Annotated in this window: 15 protein-coding genes, 1 tRNA gene and 1 pseudogene; 11 read left to right on the top strand and 6 right to left on the bottom strand. The window is 65.0% G+C overall.

Features of this window, described 5'->3' with window-relative positions; all coding sequences use genetic code 11:
- Positions 1-1,138 (bottom strand): annotated as a pseudogene (locus tag Q0S71_RS01910) (phosphoesterase); the annotation flags it as partial.
- A 323-nt stretch (positions 1,139-1,461) separates the two neighbouring features.
- On the opposite strand from Q0S71_RS01910, the gene Q0S71_RS01905 reads away from it, so the two are divergent.
- The 4 genes from Q0S71_RS01905 (at position 1,462) to Q0S71_RS01890 (ending at position 6,726) form a co-directional block, all read left to right on the top strand.
- Positions 1,462-1,731, top strand: coding sequence for a type B 50S ribosomal protein L31 (locus tag Q0S71_RS01905; protein ID WP_295990513.1), 270 nt, complete (start codon positions 1,462-1,464; stop codon positions 1,729-1,731).
- Positions 1,732-1,854: 123 nt separating this feature from the next.
- The gene (locus Q0S71_RS01900) at positions 1,855-3,579 is read left to right on the top strand and encodes a glycosyltransferase (RefSeq protein WP_295990510.1); all 1,725 of its coding nucleotides are present in this window, start codon (positions 1,855-1,857) and stop codon (positions 3,577-3,579) included.
- A 75-nt stretch (positions 3,580-3,654) separates the two neighbouring features.
- The gene (locus tag Q0S71_RS01895) at positions 3,655-4,470 is read left to right on the top strand and encodes an ABC transporter substrate-binding protein (protein ID WP_295990508.1); all 816 of its coding nucleotides are present in this window, start codon (positions 3,655-3,657) and stop codon (positions 4,468-4,470) included.
- A 342-nt stretch (positions 4,471-4,812) separates the two neighbouring features.
- On the top strand, positions 4,813-6,726 hold the full coding sequence (locus Q0S71_RS01890) for an AAA family ATPase (protein WP_295990505.1): 1,914 nt from the start codon (positions 4,813-4,815) through the stop codon (positions 6,724-6,726).
- A gap of 45 nt (positions 6,727-6,771) precedes the next feature.
- Here Q0S71_RS01890 and Q0S71_RS01885 read toward each other — a convergent pair whose 3' ends face one another.
- A complete protein-coding gene (locus tag Q0S71_RS01885; RefSeq protein ID WP_295990502.1) occupies positions 6,772-7,185 on the bottom strand; it encodes a hypothetical protein in 414 nt (137 codons plus the stop codon).
- Between the two features lie 350 nt (positions 7,186-7,535).
- Between Q0S71_RS01885 and Q0S71_RS01880 the strand changes: the two genes are divergently transcribed.
- The 6 genes from Q0S71_RS01880 to Q0S71_RS01855 all read left to right on the top strand — a co-directional run bounded on the left by Q0S71_RS01880 (position 7,536) and on the right by Q0S71_RS01855 (position 14,666).
- Positions 7,536-7,820: a hypothetical protein gene (locus tag Q0S71_RS01880; RefSeq protein ID WP_295990498.1), complete on the top strand. Its 285-nt coding sequence runs from the start codon at positions 7,536-7,538 to the stop codon at positions 7,818-7,820.
- A 111-nt stretch (positions 7,821-7,931) separates the two neighbouring features.
- Positions 7,932-8,016: transfer RNA gene (locus Q0S71_RS01875), tRNA-Leu, on the top strand.
- Between the two features lie 227 nt (positions 8,017-8,243).
- A complete protein-coding gene (locus Q0S71_RS01870) occupies positions 8,244-9,095 on the top strand; it encodes a hypothetical protein (protein WP_295990495.1) in 852 nt (283 codons plus the stop codon).
- A gap of 114 nt (positions 9,096-9,209) precedes the next feature.
- Positions 9,210-9,737 carry a PEP-CTERM sorting domain-containing protein gene (locus Q0S71_RS01865; RefSeq protein WP_295990492.1) on the top strand — a complete coding sequence of 176 codons (528 nt, stop codon included), beginning with the start codon at positions 9,210-9,212 and terminating at the stop codon, positions 9,735-9,737.
- A 364-nt stretch (positions 9,738-10,101) separates the two neighbouring features.
- Complete coding sequence (locus tag Q0S71_RS01860) at positions 10,102-13,671, top strand: MHYT domain-containing protein (RefSeq protein WP_295990489.1); 3,570 nt, start codon at positions 10,102-10,104, stop codon at positions 13,669-13,671.
- Complete coding sequence (locus Q0S71_RS01855; protein WP_295990488.1) at positions 13,668-14,666, top strand: HD domain-containing phosphohydrolase; 999 nt, start codon at positions 13,668-13,670, stop codon at positions 14,664-14,666. Before Q0S71_RS01860 ends, Q0S71_RS01855 begins: the two co-directional genes overlap by 4 nt.
- A gap of 54 nt (positions 14,667-14,720) precedes the next feature.
- Here Q0S71_RS01855 and Q0S71_RS01850 read toward each other — a convergent pair whose 3' ends face one another.
- From Q0S71_RS01850 to gmd, 4 genes are read right to left on the bottom strand one after another with little or no spacing between them, the layout of a single operon-like run.
- On the bottom strand, positions 14,721-15,836 hold the full coding sequence (locus Q0S71_RS01850) for a glycosyltransferase family 4 protein (protein ID WP_295990485.1): 1,116 nt from the start codon (positions 15,834-15,836) through the stop codon (positions 14,721-14,723).
- A gap of 35 nt (positions 15,837-15,871) precedes the next feature.
- On the bottom strand, positions 15,872-17,002 hold the full coding sequence (locus Q0S71_RS01845; protein WP_295990482.1) for a glycosyltransferase family 1 protein: 1,131 nt from the start codon (positions 17,000-17,002) through the stop codon (positions 15,872-15,874).
- On the bottom strand, positions 16,999-17,919 hold the full coding sequence (locus Q0S71_RS01840; protein WP_295990516.1) for a GDP-mannose 4,6-dehydratase: 921 nt from the start codon (positions 17,917-17,919) through the stop codon (positions 16,999-17,001). The genes Q0S71_RS01845 and Q0S71_RS01840 overlap by 4 nt, the downstream gene beginning before the upstream one ends.
- Positions 17,920-17,964: 45 nt before the next feature.
- On the bottom strand, positions 17,965-19,008 hold the full coding sequence (gene gmd, locus Q0S71_RS01835) for a GDP-mannose 4,6-dehydratase (RefSeq protein ID WP_295990480.1): 1,044 nt from the start codon (positions 19,006-19,008) through the stop codon (positions 17,965-17,967).
- Between the two features lie 73 nt (positions 19,009-19,081).
- Between gmd and Q0S71_RS01830 the strand changes: the two genes are divergently transcribed.
- Positions 19,082-20,440 (top strand): hypothetical protein (locus tag Q0S71_RS01830; protein ID WP_295990477.1); only part of this gene is annotated, 1,359 nt, incomplete at its 3' end.

Genomic DNA, 20,440 nt, shown 5'->3' with positions numbered 1-20,440 from the left:
GGTTCGGCTTGCCCGTGATGTTGTGGTTGACGGCGGCCGCCTGCGTGCAGCTCGCGGCGAAGGGCGAGCTCGCGAGGCCCGGCTGGGTCTTGTCGGGCACGGGCAGGTCCTGCACCGCATTGGCGCCGGTCGCGTCGCAATTCCACTGACTGTCGTCGGTGATGCCGAAGTCGTCGGCGCCGCCGATGGCGGTGTAGTTCGGCTCGCTTGGATTGCCGGTGGCGTAGTAGCTGGTCAGCTGGTTGCCCGCTTGCAGATAGCCATTGATCTTAGGCGCGAACGGCGAGTTCAGGATGGACGAGGTGGCCTTGTTTTCCAGCATCACGATGAACACGTGGTCGTAGCGCGGGATGCCTTCGACGTTGAAGGCCGCCTGCTGCGATTGCAGGAAGGTGATGGCCGGACGGGTGTCGGCGGCGGTGGCGGCGGTGGCGGCGGTGACGCCGGCCTGGCCCTTCAGGCGCGGATCGCCACCGGCCACGGCCAGCGCGTCCGGATACAGGTCGCCGCGGTCGAGCTTGGTGATCGCGTAAGTGTAGCGGTTGGCCAGCGCATTCGATTCGAACAGCATGGCGCTCTTGGCCGAGGCGTCGCTGACGGTGTTGACGTCGCCCAGCACGGCCGTGGCCGCCACGCCCAGGCGCGTGGCCAGGTTGGCTTTTTCGGTCGGATAGTCGCTGCCGTTCGCTTCCATGGCGCGCGCCACGTCGCTCGACAGCGGGCTGATGACGACGGCCGCGCCCTGCTCGACGACCTGGGCTTGCACCGCGCGCAGCACCAGGCGGCTGGCCACTTTGGCGCCGGTGGCGGTGTTGACGGCGCTGGTGCCGATGTCGGCCAGCAGCGGGCCGGCGGCGACGGCCGACAGTGTGAACGCGCCCTTGGCGTCGGTGGTGACCGGGTTTTCGCTGGCGTCGCAATGGCCGTTGTTGTTGGCATCGATACACACTTGCGCACCCTGGTAGTAGCCGGCGACGAAGGTCGGTTCGGTGGCGCTGCCCGGTTTGAAGCCGGTGGCGACGAGCATGCCGCTCATCTTGACCAGGGGCGGCGTGCTGTCGCTGCCGCCGCAGGCGCTCAGTGCGGCGGCCGCGATCGCGGTCAACGCCAGCGCTTTCGTCAGGGGGGCATACTTCATGCTCGGTGTCATAACTGTCCTTAAATACGGTGGGGCGCGGTCCGCGCGAGATGGCCAGGCGCGCTGCGTACGGATGGAGGACCGCGACGGCAAGGCACTGGGGGCTGCCGCATCTTTGCAAACATTTATGACCAGGCAATGACATCGTGGTAACACACTGTGTCGACGCCCTGTGTGGTGACGCGCCGCCATTGCGCCGGGCGCCGTAGTGTTGTAAAATCTACGGTTCTATTTAAAACCCTGGCAAGTGATCGGCAATCGGGTCAAGAAGCAAGACGACCGACGAAGTGCTGTTTGGCTACCAAACTAAACCAAGGCATCCCATGAAGACCGCTATCCATCCAGATTACCGCGAAGTTGTGTTCCACGACCTGTCGTGCGATTTCAAATTCGTCACCCGTTCGACCATCCAGACCCGCGAAAAAATCGAACACAACGGTAAAGAATACCCGTTGGTCAAGATCGAGGTGTCGGCTGAGTCGCACCCCTTCTTCACCGGCAAGCACAAGATCGTCGACACCGCCGGTCGCGTCGAGAAATTCCGCCAGAAGTTCGGCACCGTCGGTTCCAAGACCTCGGTCGCAGCAGGCTAAGCAGCAGATTTACTTTGCCGCTCAAGAAAAAGGCAGCCGCGGCTGCCTTTTTTTGTTTCGCGTTTTGTTAGCGGCGCGCTTATCCGTCATACTCCCGTCTACCTCTTTTTAGCCCGGTCCTCGATGAAGCCAGTCCGTCTCCCCGCCGCCGCCACGCTCGCGCTGCCACGCTGGGCCTTGTTCGCCTTAGGCTTGCTCTACATCCTGCCCGGCCTGATCGGCCGCGAACCGTGGAAGAACGACGACGCCGCCAGCTTCGGCATCATGTGGACCATGGCCCACGGCACCTGGCAAGACTGGCTGTGGCCCAACATCGCCGGCCTGTCCATGCCCGACGAGGGCCCGCTGGCGTTCTGGCTGGGCGCGCTCGGCATCAAGCTCACCGGGCCGCTGCTGGGCGACGTGCTCGGCGCCCGCGTGGCCACCGTGCTGATCTTCCTGGCCGGCGTGCTGTCGGTCTGGTACGCCACCTTCAACCTGGGCCGCCGGCCGGACGCGCAACCGCTGCGGCTGGCCTTCGGCGGCCAGCCCGAGCCCAAGGATTTCGGCCGCACCCTGGCCGACGCCGCCGTGCTGATCTACCTCGGCTGCCTGGGCCTGCTGGTCCACAGCCACGAAACCACGTCCGAAATGCTGCAAGTGTCGATGATGGCGCTGGTGGTCTACCGCGCCATCCGCTACGTCGAACTGCCCTCGCTGCGCAACGCGGCGCTGACCGGCCTGTCGCTGGGCCTGCTGACCCTGACGCGCGGCTGGGTCACGCCCGTGTTCCTGACGCTGGCGCTGCTGCTGTGCGCCCGCTTCCTGGCGCTGCCGACGGCGCGCACCGTGCGCGACCTGCTGCTGGCGCTGGCGATCGGCGCCGCCATCACGGCCGCCTGGCTGGTGCCGGTGCAACTGCTGCAACCATATCACCAGACCCCGCTGAACGGCTGGCTGGCCTGGAACCAGACCCAGATGGACTGGCCGGGCCGGCTGTCGCTGTTCTTCTTCTTCCGCGTCGGCATCTGGTTCTTCTGGCCGGCCTGGCCCTTCGCCGGCTGGGCCGTGTACGCGTGGCGGCGCCAGCACCACGTGCTGCACATCGTCGTGCCGCTGACCTTCGTCATCATGGGCGCGCTGCTGGCGCTGTTCCACCCGGCGCCGGAAAAAGGCCAGCTGCTGGTGCTGCTGCCACCGCTGTCCATCATGGCCGCCTTCGGCCTGCTGACGATGAAGCGCGGCGCCATCAACGCCATCGACTGGTTCTCGGTGATGGCACTGACCCTGCTGGCCGGCATCTTGTGGGTGTTCTGGGCCGCCACGCTGACCGGCTGGCCGGCCCAGGCCGCCAAAAACGCGCTGAAGCTGGTGCCCGGCTTCAAGCCGGAACTGGGCGTGGGCGCGCTGCTGGTGGCCGCCGCCGCCACGGCCGGCTGGATCGCGCTGGTGCACTGGCGCATTTCGCGCCAGCCGGCCGTGCTGTGGCGCGCCGTCGTGCTGTCCTCGGGCGGCCTGATCTTGATCTGGATTTTGCTGATGACGCTGTTCCTGCCGGAGCTGAACTACAGCGCCAGCTACGCCAGCGTGGCCCAGCAGATCGCCCTGAAACTGCCGGCCGACGCCAGCTGCATCGAAACCAACGTCGGCCCGGCCCAGCGCGCCTCGTTCGCCTACTTCGGCCACCTGCCGTTCACCGGTGTCGAAGGCGGACGCTGCCCCGTGCTGCTGTTGCAGGACAGCGTGCACCAGCGCGGCGGCCCCGTCATCGCGCCCGAATATCGCGGCAAGCAATGGCAGTTGCTGTGGGAAGGCCGGCGCCCGTCCGACCGCGAAGAACGCTTCCGCCTGTACCGCCGCACCGAATAAGCGCCGGCCAGGCCGTCGCCCCACCCCGTCCGTCCGCCATCGCGTTGGTGTTGCCGCCCGCTTCCCAATGCTGCTATGCTAGAAGCCACGGTGGCCGACGGCTCGGCCGTCATCTCGCGAGGGGGGTGCATGGGCAAGCGACACGGCAAGATTGGACCCACGGCCCGCTGGCCCCTGCTGGCCTGCACACTGTTGCTGGCCGGCGCCACCCAGGCCGCTCCGCTGCACATCATGACCGAGCAGTCGCCGCCGGCCGCGATGTTGGAAAACAATGTCCTCACCGGCCGCGAGACGGAAAAAATCCAGGAAATGATGGTGCGCACCGGCACCGATTACTCCATCGAAATACTGCCGTGGAAGCGCGCTTACACCATGGCGCTGAACCAGAACTATGCCTGCGTCTACTCGACCTCGCGCACGCCGGACCGCGACCGCCTGTTCAAATGGGTGGGCCCGATCGACGAGGCGGACTGGGTGTTCCTCGGCCGCGCCGACCACAGCTTCCCGCTGCGCAACCTGGAAGACGCGCGCAATCTGCGCATCGGCACCTACAACGGCGACGCCCGCGATGAATACCTGCGCACGCGCGGCTTCCACGTCGACCCGGCCATGAACGACATGGTCAATCCGCAAAAGTTGCTGCTCAACCGCATCGACCTGTGGGCCGTGGCGATGTGGCGCGAGAGCACCGGCATCAGTCACCAGGACTGGTCCGACAAGATCGTCCCGCTGCTGGTGTTCAACAAGGTCGGCGTCTACCTGGCCTGCAACCCCGCCGTGCCCGACGCGCTGGTCGAGCGCCTCAACGCGGCGCTGGCCGACATGAAGCGCGACGGCACCGTGGTCAAGCTGGAACGCAAATACGAGCACTGGACTGCGCCCAAGCAATAAACCCCTGCCCGCCGCCGGACCTGGCGCGAACCGCTGTTGCGCACGCGATTTTTTTTTCGCCGCAAGCGAGACAAAACCCGCCGCGCCCGCTATAGTTCAATTAGGGCGAATTGCCCTAGAGCACATATTTGACAAGATTGCCGCCCAGCGCAGGCAACTCGGCAGCAGCAACGATCAACTTGGCAGCAACAAAATTGCAATCCGTGGCAACATCGCCATCCTCCCCACCGGCACGCCCCGCCTCGCGCGCCGACCCCGGCGGCGTCCGCTGCTGCGCCCCAGACCCGCGCCCCAGCCCGTCTATTTCTAGCACCATCGTCCACTCGCGTTGAGTATCCGGCCATGTTCAATTTCTACAAACTCCAGATCGCACTGAAGAATATTTACGTCCGTATCGTCCTGCTGCTGCTGGTCGCGCTGACCGCCGGCCTGATAGGCTGGAGCGCCGACGTCGCGCAAGACCGCAGCCCGCTGCTGCGCTCGCAGGATATTTCCGAAATCACGGCGCTGGCCGGCCAGCGCGCCCGCCTTGAATACCTGCTGGTGGCGCGCCCGCTGTCGGACGCGCCGCGCTACATCTTCAAGTTCAAGGACGCGCCCCAGCTGCACGTGGTCAAAGTGCCCAGCACCTCGCACCTGAGCCTGGAACGCGAAGTGCTGCTGCGCAACGGCATCCCCTACGCCATCGCGCGCGACGATTTCCTCGCCTCGCACAAGGCCGCGCTGCAAGACGAGGGCGAAGGCGCGCTCAGCGACAGCGCCGCCTTCGCCAAGCGCCACGCCTTCGATTTCCTGCTGATCGGCCTGACCCTGTTCGTGCTGAAATTCGGCATCCCCGGCATGGGCGTGACGGCCACGGTGCTGATGCCGGACCAGCTCAAGGGCAGCATGGACGACTTGATCGGCATGGACGACATCAAGCAGGAAGTGCTGCACCTGGAAGACATGATACGCAACCGCAGCGTCTATCAGTCGCACAATATCGACCGGCCCTTCAACGTCATGCTGACCGGTCCGGCCGGCACCGGCAAGACCAAGCTGGCCGGCTACCTGGCCAAGCGCCTCAACATTCCGCTGATCCAGGCCTCCGGCTCGGCGCTCGAATCGGGCTATATCGGCGGCGGCTCCAAGGCGCTGCACACGCTGTACCGCAAGGCTTGCGCGCGCGGCAACTGCATCATCTTCCTCGACGAGGCGCAGACCCTGTTCATGCCGCGCGGCCGCGGCGACAAGAAGTGGGAAGACGACACGGCCAACACGCTGCTCGGCCTGCTCGACGGCGTCGCCAAGACCGCCGGCGCCGGCGTCATCTGGGTGGTCGCCTCCAACTTCGACGACGCCTCGACGGCGATGGACGAGGCCATGCTGCGGCGCTTTTCCGTCAAGATCAATTTCCGGCTGCCCAACAAGGCCGAGCGCGGCGCCCTGCTGCGCAGCTTCCTGGCGCGCAAGGCCGACGGCTGCGTCGCCTGGGACCGGCTGGACTTGAACCAGGTGGCCGAGATGACGGCCAACCTCAGCCCGGCGCTGCTGGAAACGGTGGTCGAGCGCGCCAGCATGATCGCCATCCAGGAACACACCATCATCGATACCGAGCTGATGTTCCGCGCCTTCGAGCGCGCCACCATCGGCCTGACCGACCGCGCCACGACGGCCGAAAAAACCCGCCAGCGCGAGCGCATCGCGCTGCACGAGCTGGGCCATTTTTTCATGCAGATCGATCCGTGGCTGCGCCAGGGGCTGTCGCTGGCGGAAGTGAAGGCGCGCTCGCCGCTGCTCAAGATCAGCACCGAATCGGTGTCCAAGCTGGGCGCGCTCGGCTATGTGCTGTCGGCCGGCGACGACGTGTCGCTGCGCACGCTCGAAGAAATGGAGCGCGACGTCATCCAGCTGTACGGCGGCGTGGCGGCCGAGGAATTGTTTTACGGCGCGCGCGGCATTTCCGTCGGCAGCCAGAACGACATCGAGAAGGCGACCGCGCTGCTGGACCTGATGGTCAATAAACTGTCGATGTATTCGCGCTCGAAGCTGGACTACAGCCAGTTCAAGAACGAGACCAGCGGCGAGCACACGCTGACGCAGGTGCAAGCCAAGTCGGACGAGCTCTACAGCTACACGCTGCGCGCCATCGCCGACTACAAGGGCCAGATCGAGGCATTGAAGGACGTGCTGCTGGACCGCTACGTGCTGTCCAAGGATGCCATCTTCGCGCTGCTGGAACAACAGCGCGCCGCCCAGCCCGCCAATCGGGGCTGACCGCGGCGCGCAATGTTGTTCGGGGCGCGGGCCGCACCGGCGTGCTTAGCGGCCGGCGGTGATGACGCGGCCGGTCGCGGCCACGGCCACCGACATCGGCAGGCGCTCGTAGTTGGTGATACCGACGCTGGCGTCGTCGGCGCTGAACTTCACTTGCACGCCATTGGCCGTGGCGAAGTTGTTGGGCGCGGTGGCCATCATTTCGGCCGGCGCTTCATTATCGACGGTGGCGTAGAAGCGGTGGTTCTGCTGGCTGAAGGTGATGCGGTGGCCGGTTTCCAGTTCATAGGTGCCGGCCATGTCCTTGAACTCGCTCGACAGCATGTGATAGTGCGGACGGGCCGTGTTCACCTGCACGCTGTCGCCGGGGCCTTCGATGGTCGATTGCGGTGCGGCGTAGGCGCTCGCAGCGCTGAACAGGGCGATGGCGGCGGCGATGGTGTAGGCGGTGGTTTTCATGGTAAGACTCCAAAAAGGTTGAGGGCTGAAACTGGGTTCCGGGCCGCGCTGTGTCGTTGTTTTTCAGCGGGGACAGGTGCAGATTAGCAGCGCCTCCCTACAAAATCCGGGCAAAGCGACGGGCGGTAAATAAACGGGTATAAAACGCCGAAAATCGGCGCCAAACGGCAAGCCGGCTGGTCGAGAACAATCGAAGTGAACACTCACATCCGCGTTGACACAGCGGGCATCTCGACAGTAGGAAAATTCCCCAGCGCGCGCGAGCGCACAGACGGCATCTGCGCGATGGCGCAGACTGTCCATGTCCGCCATCGCCGGCGGCCATGAACGCGACCACACCAGGGGATTACATGACTTCCAGACTCAATTTCAAATATCACAAGGGGCAGGAACTGACCAAGACGGGCTACCCGCACGTGCACTGCATCATCACTTCCTATTGCGCCGACGAGCTGTCCTACATCGTCAGCTATACCTGCTCGGCGAACATCAAAAAGGTCTCGGAAGCGACGCTCAACGCGCTCTACCTGCCATCGGCCGGCAGCGACAAGCAGGACGCCATGGAGCATCTGTGCGAGCGCATGGGCAAGCAGGGCTATCTCGACGAGGACGGCGAGCCCGCCGCGCCCCATTAAGCGGCGGCGGCCGGCAAAAGCCCTGACCGGACAGCGAAACAGCCGTTCTTTGCGACTAAGCGCATGCAGGGTTGCCGGATCGCGCCAAATCAGGGATAATGCTTGCGCGTTGCCCGAGTGATGGAATTGGTAGACGTAGCGGACTCAAAATCCGCCGCCGCAAGGCGTGCCGGTTCAAGTCCGGCCTCGGGCACCACCTTATTACGCATACGATATAAACGATTTATATCGAATCGATATTCAATCCATATCGCAAGCCGCACCGTTGTAGCAATTGATGAACCCGCCATCCTGTCAGGATCGCGGGTTTTTTTGTCGCTGGACTCCCTACTTTTGCCAGATGCACAGCAGATGGCGCCCAGCGTACACTGGACGGTCGCATCATTTTCGCCGTCCAACCCAAGCATCGTTCTGGAGCTCTCCATGCCCAAGCACTGGTCCCTCATCGCGCTCTTGCTGTCCCTGTCCGGCCCGGCCGGCGCCACCGAGACGCCGGCCGCCGCGCCGCCTCAAACCTACGCCCTGGTGGCGGCGATGGGCGGGCAGTTCAACATCGTCTCGGAAGTGCCGAACGTCGGCAGCCATGCGGAACCCTATCGCCGCACGCACCTCGCCGTCGCCGGCGACCTGCTCAACCGCCTGGTGCTGCAAGACCTCGACCAGACCGTCGCCGGCATCGATCCGGCCAGCAAGCGCGTCTTCCTGTCGATGCCGGCGCCGAACCTCGAGCACGTCGGCCTGGATCAGCGCGAACAGGGCGGCATCGACGCTGTCGTGGTCCAGCTGAAAACCATGGCGCAGGAACGCCGTGGCTGGCACCACATCCTCGTCGTCACGCCGGCCTATCGCGCGCTCGACAAGAACGACATGGCCACCCGGCTGGAGGGCATGGGCGTATTCGTCGAACCGCTGTGCCAGGCCAACCCGGCCAACTGCAATCAGGGCTTCTTCTCGCGCGAGGGAGGCAATATCGGCGCCGTCCGCACTTACGTGGCCGACGGCGACAACACCTTCGCCGCCCCCTATAGCTACCTCGCTGTATGGGAACTCGACCCGGTGACGCTGCAAGTGCTCAGCCACATGCGCGTCTTCAAGGAGGACAAGGTCGGCATCCCGCAATTCGACCCGATGGCGATGGACATCCACCTGATCGCCGCCAGGATGGAAAAGCTGATCCGCACCTCCATCCGCGAAGGCCTGCACCGCAACGGCGTCAGCGGTCACGTCGAAGTGATCGAGCTGAAGGAACCGTCCGCGTCCGATGCCGCGCATTAACGGCTCCTGACGAACCGGCACGGCCAAGCTCAACGGCTCGGAACAAAAAATTATTCATTTGAATCTTTAGTTGCAAATGTGCTACTCTGCGCGGCTGTTTAAATAGGAAATAATATGTTTAAAAAATTGGCCATGCTGGTAGTCGCCCTGATGTTCACTTGCACTGCAGCAGCCCAGGCAGTGGACTATAAATTCACGTTCGACATCGACTCTTTTGACGTTGACTATACCAACCCTGGCACGGTCCCAATACATGCGGCTAGCGGAACATTTATTTTGTCCGCACCCTCTTTGGACGCGCCATTTACATCGTTTAAGATTGTCAATTTCAACCTTGAAGATTTTGATTACTGGAGTGTACGTTTAACCGCGTCTGCCCCTGACCAAGGTAAATTTTCGATCAGCGCCATTCCTTCACCTTTTATCCCGCGTAATGGCTGGACGATTGTTGACTCCTTTGATATAAATTTTACAGACGGTAACGTCAAGATGATCTACTCGGCCAACAACCACAATTTTATCGGCTACACCACCAGCACCCTGCAACTTCTCCCTGTCCCGAAACCAGAGACCTACGCCATGCTGCTGGCCGGCCTGGGTCTGCTTGGCTTCGCTGCGCGCCGCCGCAAAAACAAGGCGTAATGATGGGCGGCGCCCTCGCTGGGCACCGCAATGCAAAAGCCCGCGACCGAAAGGTGGCGGGCTTTTCTTTTGGGCGCGACAGGCATCAAACGTCCCGGCTTCGCCCTGGATGGCCCGCGGATCCTGATCCGGATGACGCCGCTGTCGCTGGCAGCCCGCCATATACGAAAAACGTCATGATTTGTCCAAACATCACATAACAAATACAAGTGTTTGATTATATGGCGTATTTTTTCGTCATTGCCGCAACATCGTTCTGCGCTTTTCGTCCCCGCCTTGCGTTTTGCCGCTGTTATTTCCCTATTGAAATGTGATAATCTGGACCGGCGTTCTCGCGCCATGCCACAACATCACAAGGGTCACCATGAACATGGCCACACTGCTGCAACTGTTCGCGCCGCCGGCCGCGCCGGCGCTGCTCAACTACGGCAGCTACAGCGCGCCGCTGGTGGTGCTGTCCCTCCTGGTCGCCATCTTTTCGTCGTGGATGGGCTTGCAGATCGCCGGCCAGGCCGCCGACAACCGCAGCCGCACGCTGCGCAGCGTCGCCCTGCTCAGCGGCAGCCTGGCCCTCGGCTGCGGCGTCTGGGCCATGCACTTCATCGGCATGCTGGCCTTCCGCCTGTGCACCAAGGTCGACTACGATCCCGGCGTGACGCTGCTGTCCATCCTGCCCAGCCTGGCCGCCTCGGCCGTCGCGCTGTCCATCATCGGCCGCCGCCGCGTCGGCGGCTGGTCGCTCGTCAGCGGCGGCGTGCTGGTCGGCTCCGGCATCGGCGCCATGCACTACGCCGGCATGGCCGCCATGCGCCTCGACCTGGTGCTGCACTACGACCCGCTGCGCTTCGCCCTGTCCATCCTGGTCGCCGTCGTGCTGGCCACGCTGGCGCTGTGGGTGCGCTTCGGCATCCGCGGCCTGGAGCGCCACGTCGGGCCGCAGCTACTGGGCCTCATCAGCGCCACCGTCATGGGCTGCGCCATCGCCGGCATGCATTACACGGGCATGGCGGCGGCGCGCTTCATCGGCCAGCTGCCGGCGGGCAGCGCGCCCGGCCCGGGCAGCGAATTCTTGGCGCTGGCGATCTCGCTCATCACCGTCGTCTTCACCGTGCTGGTGCTGTCGGCCAACGGCCTGCTGCGTTACCGCGTCCTGTTCCAGCAGCTCAGCGAAAGCGAAAACTGGATGCGCGCCCTGCTCACCACCACCGTCGATGGCGTCGTCACCATCGACGGCGACGGCACCATCCATGAATTCAACCAGTCGGCCGAGCGCATCTTCGGCTGGCGCCGCGATGAAATCATCGGCCGCAACATCGTGCTGCTGATGGCCGATGCCGAGCGCTCGGGCCGCGACGGCCTGCTGCACTTCCTGCGCAGCGGCGACGCCAGCGTCATCGGGCGCGGCAGCGAAGTGACGGCCGTGCGCAAGAACGGCAGCGAACTGCCGATCCGGCGCGCGCTGGGCCACGCCAAGCTCGGCGAACGCGACCTGTACGTGCTGTTCGTCACCGACATCAGCGAACGGCGCGCCATCCTCAAGGCGCTGCGCGACAGCGAACAGCAATTCCGTTCGCTGATCGGCAACCTGCCCGGCATCGCTTTCCGCTGCGGCAGCGAAAACGAGCGCCCGGTGCAATTCATCAGCGACGGCGTGGAACTGGTGGCCGGCCATCCGGCGGCCGACTTCCTGCCGCCGGATGCGCGCCGCTCGCTGCACCGGTTGATCGTGGCGGCCGACCGCGCCCGCGTCGACGCCGCCGTCGACGCCGCCATCGCCCAGCACCAGCCCTACCAGGTTGAATACCGCTTGCAGCATGCCGACGGCGGCACCCGCTGGGTCTGGGAACACGGCGCCGTCACGCCCGACGCCGACGGCGCGCCGTGCTGGATAGACGGCGTCATCATCGACATCAGCGAGCGGCGCCAGATGGAACAGGCGCTGCGCCTGGCCAAGGAAAAGGCCGAGCAGGCCGCCGCCGCGCGCGCCAGCTTCGTGGCCAATATGAGCCACGAAATCCGCACGCCGATGAACGCCATCCTCGGCTTCACCGACGTGCTGCTCGACACCCCGCTCGACGCCGACCAGCAGCGCCACCTGAACACCGTGCGCAAGGAAGGCCGCTCGCTGCTGCGCCTGCTCAATGAAATTCTCGATACTGCCAAGCTCGACAAGGGCGCCATGGACCTGGAAACGGCCGACTACAACCTGCTGGCCCTGATCGACGAACTGTCGTCGACCTTCAGCGCCAACGCCCGCGGCAAGGGACTGGCGCTCGACATCGAGTACGACGCGGCCCTGCCCCAGCAGCTGCACGGCGACGCGCTGCGCATGCGCCAGGTGCTCACCAACCTGCTCGACAACGCCATCAAGTTCACGGCCGCCGGCGGCGTCAGCCTGCGCGCCCGCGTCGACGCCGGCCAGCTGCACCTGCTGGTGCGCGACAGCGGCATCGGCATCGCGCCCGACCGCCTGGAAGCGATCTTCGACCCATTCACCCAGGCCGACGCCACGATGACGCGGCGCTACGGCGGCACCGGCCTGGGCACCACCATCGGCAAGCAGCTGGTGACGCTGATGGGCGGCACCATCACGGCCGACAGCGCGCCCGGCGCCGGCACCACCTTCCACGTGCGCCTGCCGCTGGTGCCGGCGCGCCACGCGCCGGCCGAACAGCGCGAGCGCGGCGCCCACCCGCTGCCGCCGCTGCACATCCTGGCCGCCGACGACGTGCCGCAAAACCTGGAACTGCTGTCGCTGCTGCTGTCCAAGCGCGGCCACACCCTGCAAACGGCGGCCGACGGCGCCCAGGCGCTGCAACTGGCGCTGTCGACGCGCTTCGACCTGATCTTGATGGACGTGCAGATGCCGGTCATGGACGGCCTCGACGCCACGCGCGCGCTGCGCGCCGCCGAGCAGGCCGACGGCCGCGCGCCGGTGCCGGTGCTGGCCATGACGGCCAGCGTGCTCGACGCGCACCGCGAAGCGAGCGGCGCCGCCGGCATGGACGGTTTCGCCAGCAAGCCGGTCGACTGGGACGAGTTGTCGCATGAAATCGCGCGCGTGCTGGGGCTGGCGCCGCCGGCGGAGCAAGCGGTGGGCGCGGCCGCCGGCGACGCCGGTGCTGGTGCCGATGCCGGTGCCGGCGCCGAGGCCTATGCCGCCGCCCTGCCTCGCTCGGCGCGCGCCGCCGCGCCAGCGCCGGCAGCGACGCCGACGGCGGACGCAGCGCCGCGCCTGCGGGTGCTCAATCGCAAAGCCGGCCTGCGCCGCTGGTCCGATGAAGAACAGCCTTACCTACAGGCGCTATGCCGATTCGCCGAAGACCACAGCGGGGCGCAGCAGGTGATGCTGCAACTGGCCGCCGACGCCAAATTCGACGATCTGCGCCAGTACAGCCACAAGATGCGCGGCGTCGCCGCCAACGTCGGACTGGAGCAACTGTCAGCCACCCTGGCGCGCATCGAGCGTCTGGCCGCCCTGGGGTTCGAGCGGCGCGATCCGCACAGCCAGAACGCGAAGCACGCCGCCCATCATGGTGGCGATGCCGGCGATGGTGGCGTTGGTCCGAATAGCGGCGGCGGCAAGGACTGCGATCCGGCGCTCGACGACGCCCTGCGCCAGCTGGCGGTCGAACTGGCGGCGGCCCTGAACGAAGTGCGCCACGAATGCGCGCAACTGGCCGCGCCGGTGCTGCCGCAAAACCGCGCGGCCGATCCAACCCAGGTCCACGCGGCCGGCGCGGCGCTGCTACAATCGCTGCAACGCGGCGCCCTCGACGACGCCGCGCTGACGCGGCTGGAGGCCAGTCTCGGCGGCGACGCCGCGCAAGCCGGGCTGGCGCCGCTGCACCGCGCCCTGTCCGACTTCGATTTCCCGCTGGCGCAAACCAGGCTACAGGCGCTGCTGCGCCAACTTGATCCGGAACCGACATGAGCACCACCACCATCGCCGCCCTGCCCCTGATCCTCGCCGTCGACGACGAGGCCGGCAACCTGCAACTGCTGCGCCAGATCCTGCAAGACCACTACCGCCTGGCCTACGCCAAGGACGGCGCGCGCGCGCTCGAACTGGCGCGCCAGGAACGGCCCGACCTGATCCTGCTCGACGTGATGATGCCCGGTATGACGGGTTACGAAGTGTGCCGCACCCTCAAGGCCGATGGCGCGACCGCCTCCATCCCCGTCATCTTCGTCACCGCGCTGACCGACGCCAGCGACGAAGTGGTCGGCTTCGAGGCCGGCGCCGTCGACTACATCACCAAGCCGCTCAGCCCCGCCATCGTGCGCGCGCGCGTGCGCACCCACCTGTCGCTGGTGCGGGTCGAGGAACTGGTGCAGACCCGCTTGCAGATCGTCCAGCGCCTCGGCCTGGCGGCCGAATACAAGGACAACGAAACCGGCCTGCACGTGATCCGCATGAGCCACTATGCGCGCGTGCTGGCGCTGGCCGCCGGCCTGCGCGTGGCCGACGCCGACGACCTGCTGCACGCGGCGCCGATGCACGACGTCGGCAAGATCGGCATCCCCGACGTCATCCTGCGCAAACCGGGCGCGCTCGACGCCGACGAATGGAAAGTCATGCAAAGCCACGCCAGCATCGGCGGCGACATCATCGGCCGCCACGCGCACGGCATGCTGGCGATGGCGCACGACGTCGCCATGACGCACCACGAGAAGTGGGACGGCAGCGGCTATCCGAACGGGCTGGCGGGCGAAGCGATCCCGCTGGTCGGCCGCATCGTCGCCATCGCCGACGTGTTCGACGCGCTGACGTCGGCGCGGCCGTACAAGGCCGCGTGGCCGGTGGAACAGGCATTGGAGTATCTGGAACAGCAGCGCGGCAAGCACTTCGACGCCGCGCTGGTCGATTTATTCTTGCAGCAGCTGCCCGCGATCATCGAGATCAAGGAGCGCTGGGGCGAGAAGTGAGGCCGGCGGCCGACGCCGACACCGGGGTATGTCCCCGATTCCCCAACCGTCCCCTCAGCGCCCGGCCAGCTCCCGATACAGCGCCACATAACTGGTCGCCATCTGCCGCGCCGTGAACAACTCCCAATAACGCGCTTCGGCGCGGCGGCCCATTTGCCGCGCCAGCTCCGGCTGATCCCACAGCGTGCGCATGGCGGCGCCGAAGGCGGCCGGATCGCTGGGCGGCACCACCAGCCCCGTATCCTGGTCGATATTGATATACGTGGTGCCGGTGCCGATCTCGCTCGAAATCATCGGCTTGCCGAACATCGCGCCCTCCAGCAGCGATATGCCGAAAGCCTCCGAGCGCAGATGCGAGGGGAACACCATCGCATAGCACAGCTGCAGCAGCGCGATCTTGTCTTCCTCGCCGAGCGCGCCGACGAACATCACATGCGTCAATCCCAGCCGCTCGGCGTGGGCCTTGAGCTCCATCTCGATCGGCCCGGCGCCGACGATCACCACCGGATAATCGACATCGGCCATCGCGTCGAGCAGGATGTGCAGCCCCTTGTAATAGCGCAGCACGCCGATGAACAGGAAGAAGCGCTCGCCGCACAGCGCGCGCCACTTTTCCAGCACGGCGGCGCCGGCCGGCGGATAGCCGGCCCTATCGAGGCCGAAGGTGATGGTGCGGGTCTTGGCGCGGAAGCGCTTGAGCACCGGCGACGACTCCATGTAATTGGGCGAGGTGGCGACGATGGCGGTGACGCTGCGCAGGAAGCGGCGCTTGAGTGGCGTGTACACGCGCAGCAGGTTTTTCTGGCGCACGATGTCCGAGTGGTAGGTCACCACGCTGGGCTTTTTAACCCGCGCCATGAAGTGCGCCAGGTCCATGAACGGCCACGGAAAATGATAGTGGATCACGTCGGCCTTACGCGCCAGGCGCGCCAGCTTGCGGATCGCGGCGAAGGAAAAACCGGTCGACGCCACTTCGAAATCGAGCTTCACGCGGTGCACCAGGTGGCCTTCGTATTCGATCTCGGACGGGCCGGCCAGGTCGCGCGTGAGCGTGAGCACTTCATTGCTCACGCCGAGCTGGCCGGTGCCGACGCACAGCTGGCGGATGACCTGCTCGATCCCGCCCCAGGAGTCGGGGTAGTAGGTCTTGTAAAAGTGAAGAACGCGCATAGGGGGTATAGGTCCGGCGGCCATGGCGGGCCGCGTCAGGAGGAGAGAACGGTATGATAAACGGCGGCCGTCTTGCGCGCCGTTTCAGACCAGGTCAGTTGCAGCGCGCGGCGCTGGCCGGCGGCGATGCAGCGGGCCCGCAGCGCGTCCTCGCGCACCAGCGCCAGCATGGCCGCGCTCAATTCGGGCACGGACAGCGGGTCGACGTCGACGGCGGCGCCCTGGGTCACTTCCGGCAGCGAGGTGGTGTTCGAGGCGATCACCGGCACGCCGGAGGCGAAGGCCTCGACGACGGGGATGCCGAAGCCCTCGTACAGCGACGGGAACACGAACACGCCGGCCGCCGCATAGACGCGGCGCAGCTGTTCGGTGTCGGTCAGGGCGCTGAGCCAGACGATGTTTTCGCCGTTCTGGATCGCCGCCTTCATTTGCGCGATCAGCGTGTCGCTGCGGGCGCCGGCCGCGCCGACGATCACCAGCTGGCGCGCGGCCCGCACCACCGGCGGCAGCGCCAGATAGGCGGCCAGCAGGCGCTCGCCGTTCTTGCGCGGTTGCAGCGTGCCGACGAACAGGTAATAACCGGGCCGCAGTCCGTGCGCGGCCAGCGTGGCGGCGATATCCGCTTCGGCCGGCCGCTCCAGCCAGGCCTCGTCGACGCCGGCCGGCACCACGCTGATGCGGCGCTCATCGACGCCGAAGCACTGCACCAGTTCCGCGATCGAATATTCGGTGTGGGCGATCACATGGTCGGCCTTGCGCGCCGCTTTCGTTTGCAGCCAGTTCTTCAAGCCGCGCAGGCGCGGATTGCACCACTCGGGATGCGAGATCGGCAGCGCGTCGTGCAGCGTCGCCACCACCGGGCAGGCCAGGCGGATCACGCGGTAGTCGGTGGCGTGGAACAGGTCGACCGGCAGCGCGGCGCGCACGGCGGCCGGCGTGGCCAGGTCGATCAGCGTGGCGACGGGGAAGGAGTGCGCCATCGGCCGGCCGACGCTCAAGCCGGCGCCGCGGCCGGGCCGGGCGAAGGAATACGGGACGACGGCGCAGCCGGCCGCCGGCAGGTGCTCGAGCAGCGCGCGGCTGTAGACGCCGATGCCATCGAGGCGGCCGCCGGTCAGGCTGGGTTCTATCGTGGTGGTCGACAGGCCGATGCGCGCGGCGCTCACGCCAGATACATCCAGCGCAGGGTCTCGGCCAGCGGCAGCGGTTCGATGGCGCCGACAATGGCGGCCAGGCGGCGGTTGTCGCCGACCAGGCGCGCCACTTCATTGGCGCGCACGAAAGCCGGGTTGACGCGCACGTCGATGCGGTAGCCGGCGATGTCGGCCATCATGTCGAGCGCCTGTCCCAGCGTGTAGGCCACGCCGGAGCAGATGTTGAAGGTCTGGCCGGCCGCCGACGGCGCCGCCAGCAGCGCGCGGTAGCTGGCCGCGACCATGCGCACGTCGGAAAAATCGCGCGCCACATGCAGGTTGCCCAGCTCGATTTTGGGATCGGCGCGGCGGAAGTGCGAGACGATTTTCGGCAGCAGGAAATTCTCGTGCTGGCCGACGCCGGTGTAGTTGAACGGCCGCGTGACGATGATGGGCAGCTTGTCGTTCCACAGCCGCGCCATGTACTCCATCGACAGTTTGCTGACGGCGTAGTCGTTGGCCGGCGCGGCGCGCACCTCTTCGCCGATGACTTCGACGTCGGTGTTGCCGTAGATGTTGGCGCTCGACGCCAGCAGCACGGCCGCCGGTTTGCGCTCCAGCGCGGCCAGCGCTTCGAGCAGATTGCGGGTGCCGACGACGTTGACTTTATAAATCTGTTCGACGTCGGCATGGCCGACGAAGGCGATGCCGGCCAGGTGGGCCACCACGTCCGGCCGCACCGCCCGCACCATGGCGGCGACGGCGTCGCGGTCGGTCAGGTCGACGGCGTAAATGCCCTCGTCCTTCCCGTCCACCGCGTGGCCGGGTGTGGAGGTACCGAAGATCTGGTAGCCGGCCGCGCGCAACTCCTGCTCGACATAGTGGCCGGTGAAGCCGGCCAGGCCGGTGATGAGCGCCCGCTTGCCCTCACCCTCGCGGGCCGGCGACATCGCTTGCAACACCGATGCAACAGCAGTAGCGCTCATGGCATCACCTTAGAACGAAAAACCGGCTTCGTTGCGGCGCAGGTCGGCCTCGACCATCATCAGGCACAGTTCTTCGAGCGTGGTCTTGGGCTTCCAGCCCAGTTCCGTCAGCGCCTTGGCCGGATTGCCGATCAACAGTTCGACTTCGGCCGGACGGTAGAATTTCGGGCTCACGCGCACCAGCGTCTTGCCGGTTTGCTTGCAGACGCCGATTTCATTGTCGGCCACGCCCTGCCACTCGATGGCCACGTCGATCGCCTTGAAGGCCATGGTCACGAAGTCACGCACGGTCTCGGTGCGGTTGGTGGCCAGCACATAGGTGTCCGGTTTTTCAGCTTGCAAAATGCGCCACATGCCTTCGACGTATTCCTTGGCGTAACCCCAGTCGCGCTTGGCGTCCATATTGCCCAGTTCCAGCACGTCGAGCTTGCCCAGCTTGATCTTGGCGACCGAGTCGGTGATCTTGCGGGTGACGAATTCGCGGCCGCGCAGCGGCGACTCGTGGTTGAACAAAATGCCGGAGCAACCGAAGATGCCATACGATTCGCGGTAGTTCACGGTCATCCAGTGGGCATACAGCTTGGCCACGCCGTACGGGCTGCGCGGGTAGAACGGGGTCTCTTCCACTTGCGGTATGGCTTGCACCTTGCCGAACATTTCCGACGTCGACGCCTGGTAAAAGCGGATCTTCGGATTGACGATGCGGATCGCTTCGAGCAGGTTGACGGCGCCCAGGCCGGTGATTTCAGCGGTCGTCAGCGGCTGCTCGAACGAGACGCCGACGAAGCTTTGCGCGGCCAGGTTATAGACTTCGTCCGGCTGCGCCGTCTGTATCAGGCGGATGGTGGAGCTGAGGTCGGTCAGGTCGAATTCGACCAGCTTCAAGTTCGGGTGCGACTGAATGCCCAGCTCTTCCATGCGCCAGAAATTGACCGAGCTGGTGCGGCGGAAGGTGCCGGTGACTTCATAACCTTTTTCGAGCAACAGTTCGGCCAGATAGGCGCCGTCCTGGCCGGTGATACCCGTGATAACTGCTTTTTTCGTTGTTTGCATGATGTTCATTTCAAAACGTGTGTGTCACAGGCTGGCCGCAAACCGCGCTCGGTCCCGCCGTCAAAGCCCAGTATTGTATCAGAGCGTCCGGAACGTAATTCAGGCCAAATGTGGCGATTACAACAATTACACATTGTTACAGCATTGTGTTTTACATTCGGCAAAAAGTTATTTTATCGACATCGACGCCAACCTAAAGAGCACCCGGTCTTTCTTCGACCATTGCCTCTGGCTTGGCGTCAATCAAGGCCGGGACTATGCGCAAAGAATATCCTCAACGATCTCGTTGATCGTCGTGCCGGAAACCGTGGAACGCCGCTGGCAAGGACGCGCAAACGATTTTGTACGCATCCACGCTCCGGAGGCTCTCATGACGCAATGTTTCAAAGACCACGAGTGCGACGAACTGAAACTGCACCGAAATACCAAGCCCATCTACGAGTGCAAGAGCATCGTCGTCGAAGAGAACGGGCGCAAGATCCAAAAAATCACGGTGCCGATACTGACGTGCGAAGACATCTGGTTTTCATACCAGAAAGAGGCCGAGGACATCGTCGCGCCGGGCGGCATTCTGATCGCGGATCCCAGGGGCCGCAACCGCGCCATCAATGCCGCCTATGCCCGGCTATGGCTGTTTGACCCGCGATTCCAGTGGGCGGGGTTGGCCGCCTTCGCCTCCAAGCAGGTCGGTTGCGGCCTGCTGCATGCGGCCGCAACCATAAGGCAAATTCAGCATGGAACCGCCGTGCTGCGGGAAATTGAAGTCGATCCGATAATTTGGCTGGCCAGTCCCTCCGTCGAAGCGACAGCCATCGTTGCCGATGGGACGCTGTCAGTGGCGCAGCAACAATACCGATACGTGTACGAGAAGCTGGCGCTGGGCAATACGACCTTGTTCCTCGATGTGTTCCCGCTGCATGCGTTTTACAAGAAGCGGGGGTTGGCGGAGCTTAAAACCTGCATCGGCTCCCGGAAGAAAATTTATGGATCCCTAAAGCGGCCGGTGCTGTGGCCGGTGGGCCAGGAGACGCTGCGTTTCGGCATGGACCGTCCGCAAATCTTGCAGGCATTCGAGGCCATAGAGAAAGGTGATATTACAGCGAGCGTCAGATTGCTGGCTTGGCACGAACAAGTCAACATCCTGCTACCGACGATGTACGATGACCCGCACTTTAAGGCGCTGCTGCGCGCCAACCAGGCAGCCTACGTCACCGGCTTGGGATCGGGCGTCGCCGAAGCCATCGAATTGACGCTGGCTAGCCGGTGCCAACGCATTGATGACGGGCGCACCGTTGCTTTCGATAACAGCCTCTATGCTGATTTATCAGACATCAAGCAGCGCATGCCCTTCGTGCTCAGGGCGGCCGAGCGCTTCGACCTGATGGTGCATCACTCCCCATACTATGCCGTGGAGAAATCCCTCCAGCAGATC

The sequence above is a fragment of the Rugamonas sp. genome (genome assembly GCF_025354735.1).
Classification (GTDB): Bacteria; Pseudomonadota; Gammaproteobacteria; order Burkholderiales; family Burkholderiaceae_D; genus Rugamonas.
The sequence above is the reverse complement of the archived record's forward strand: the minus strand, read 5'-3'. Positions and strand labels throughout refer to the sequence as shown.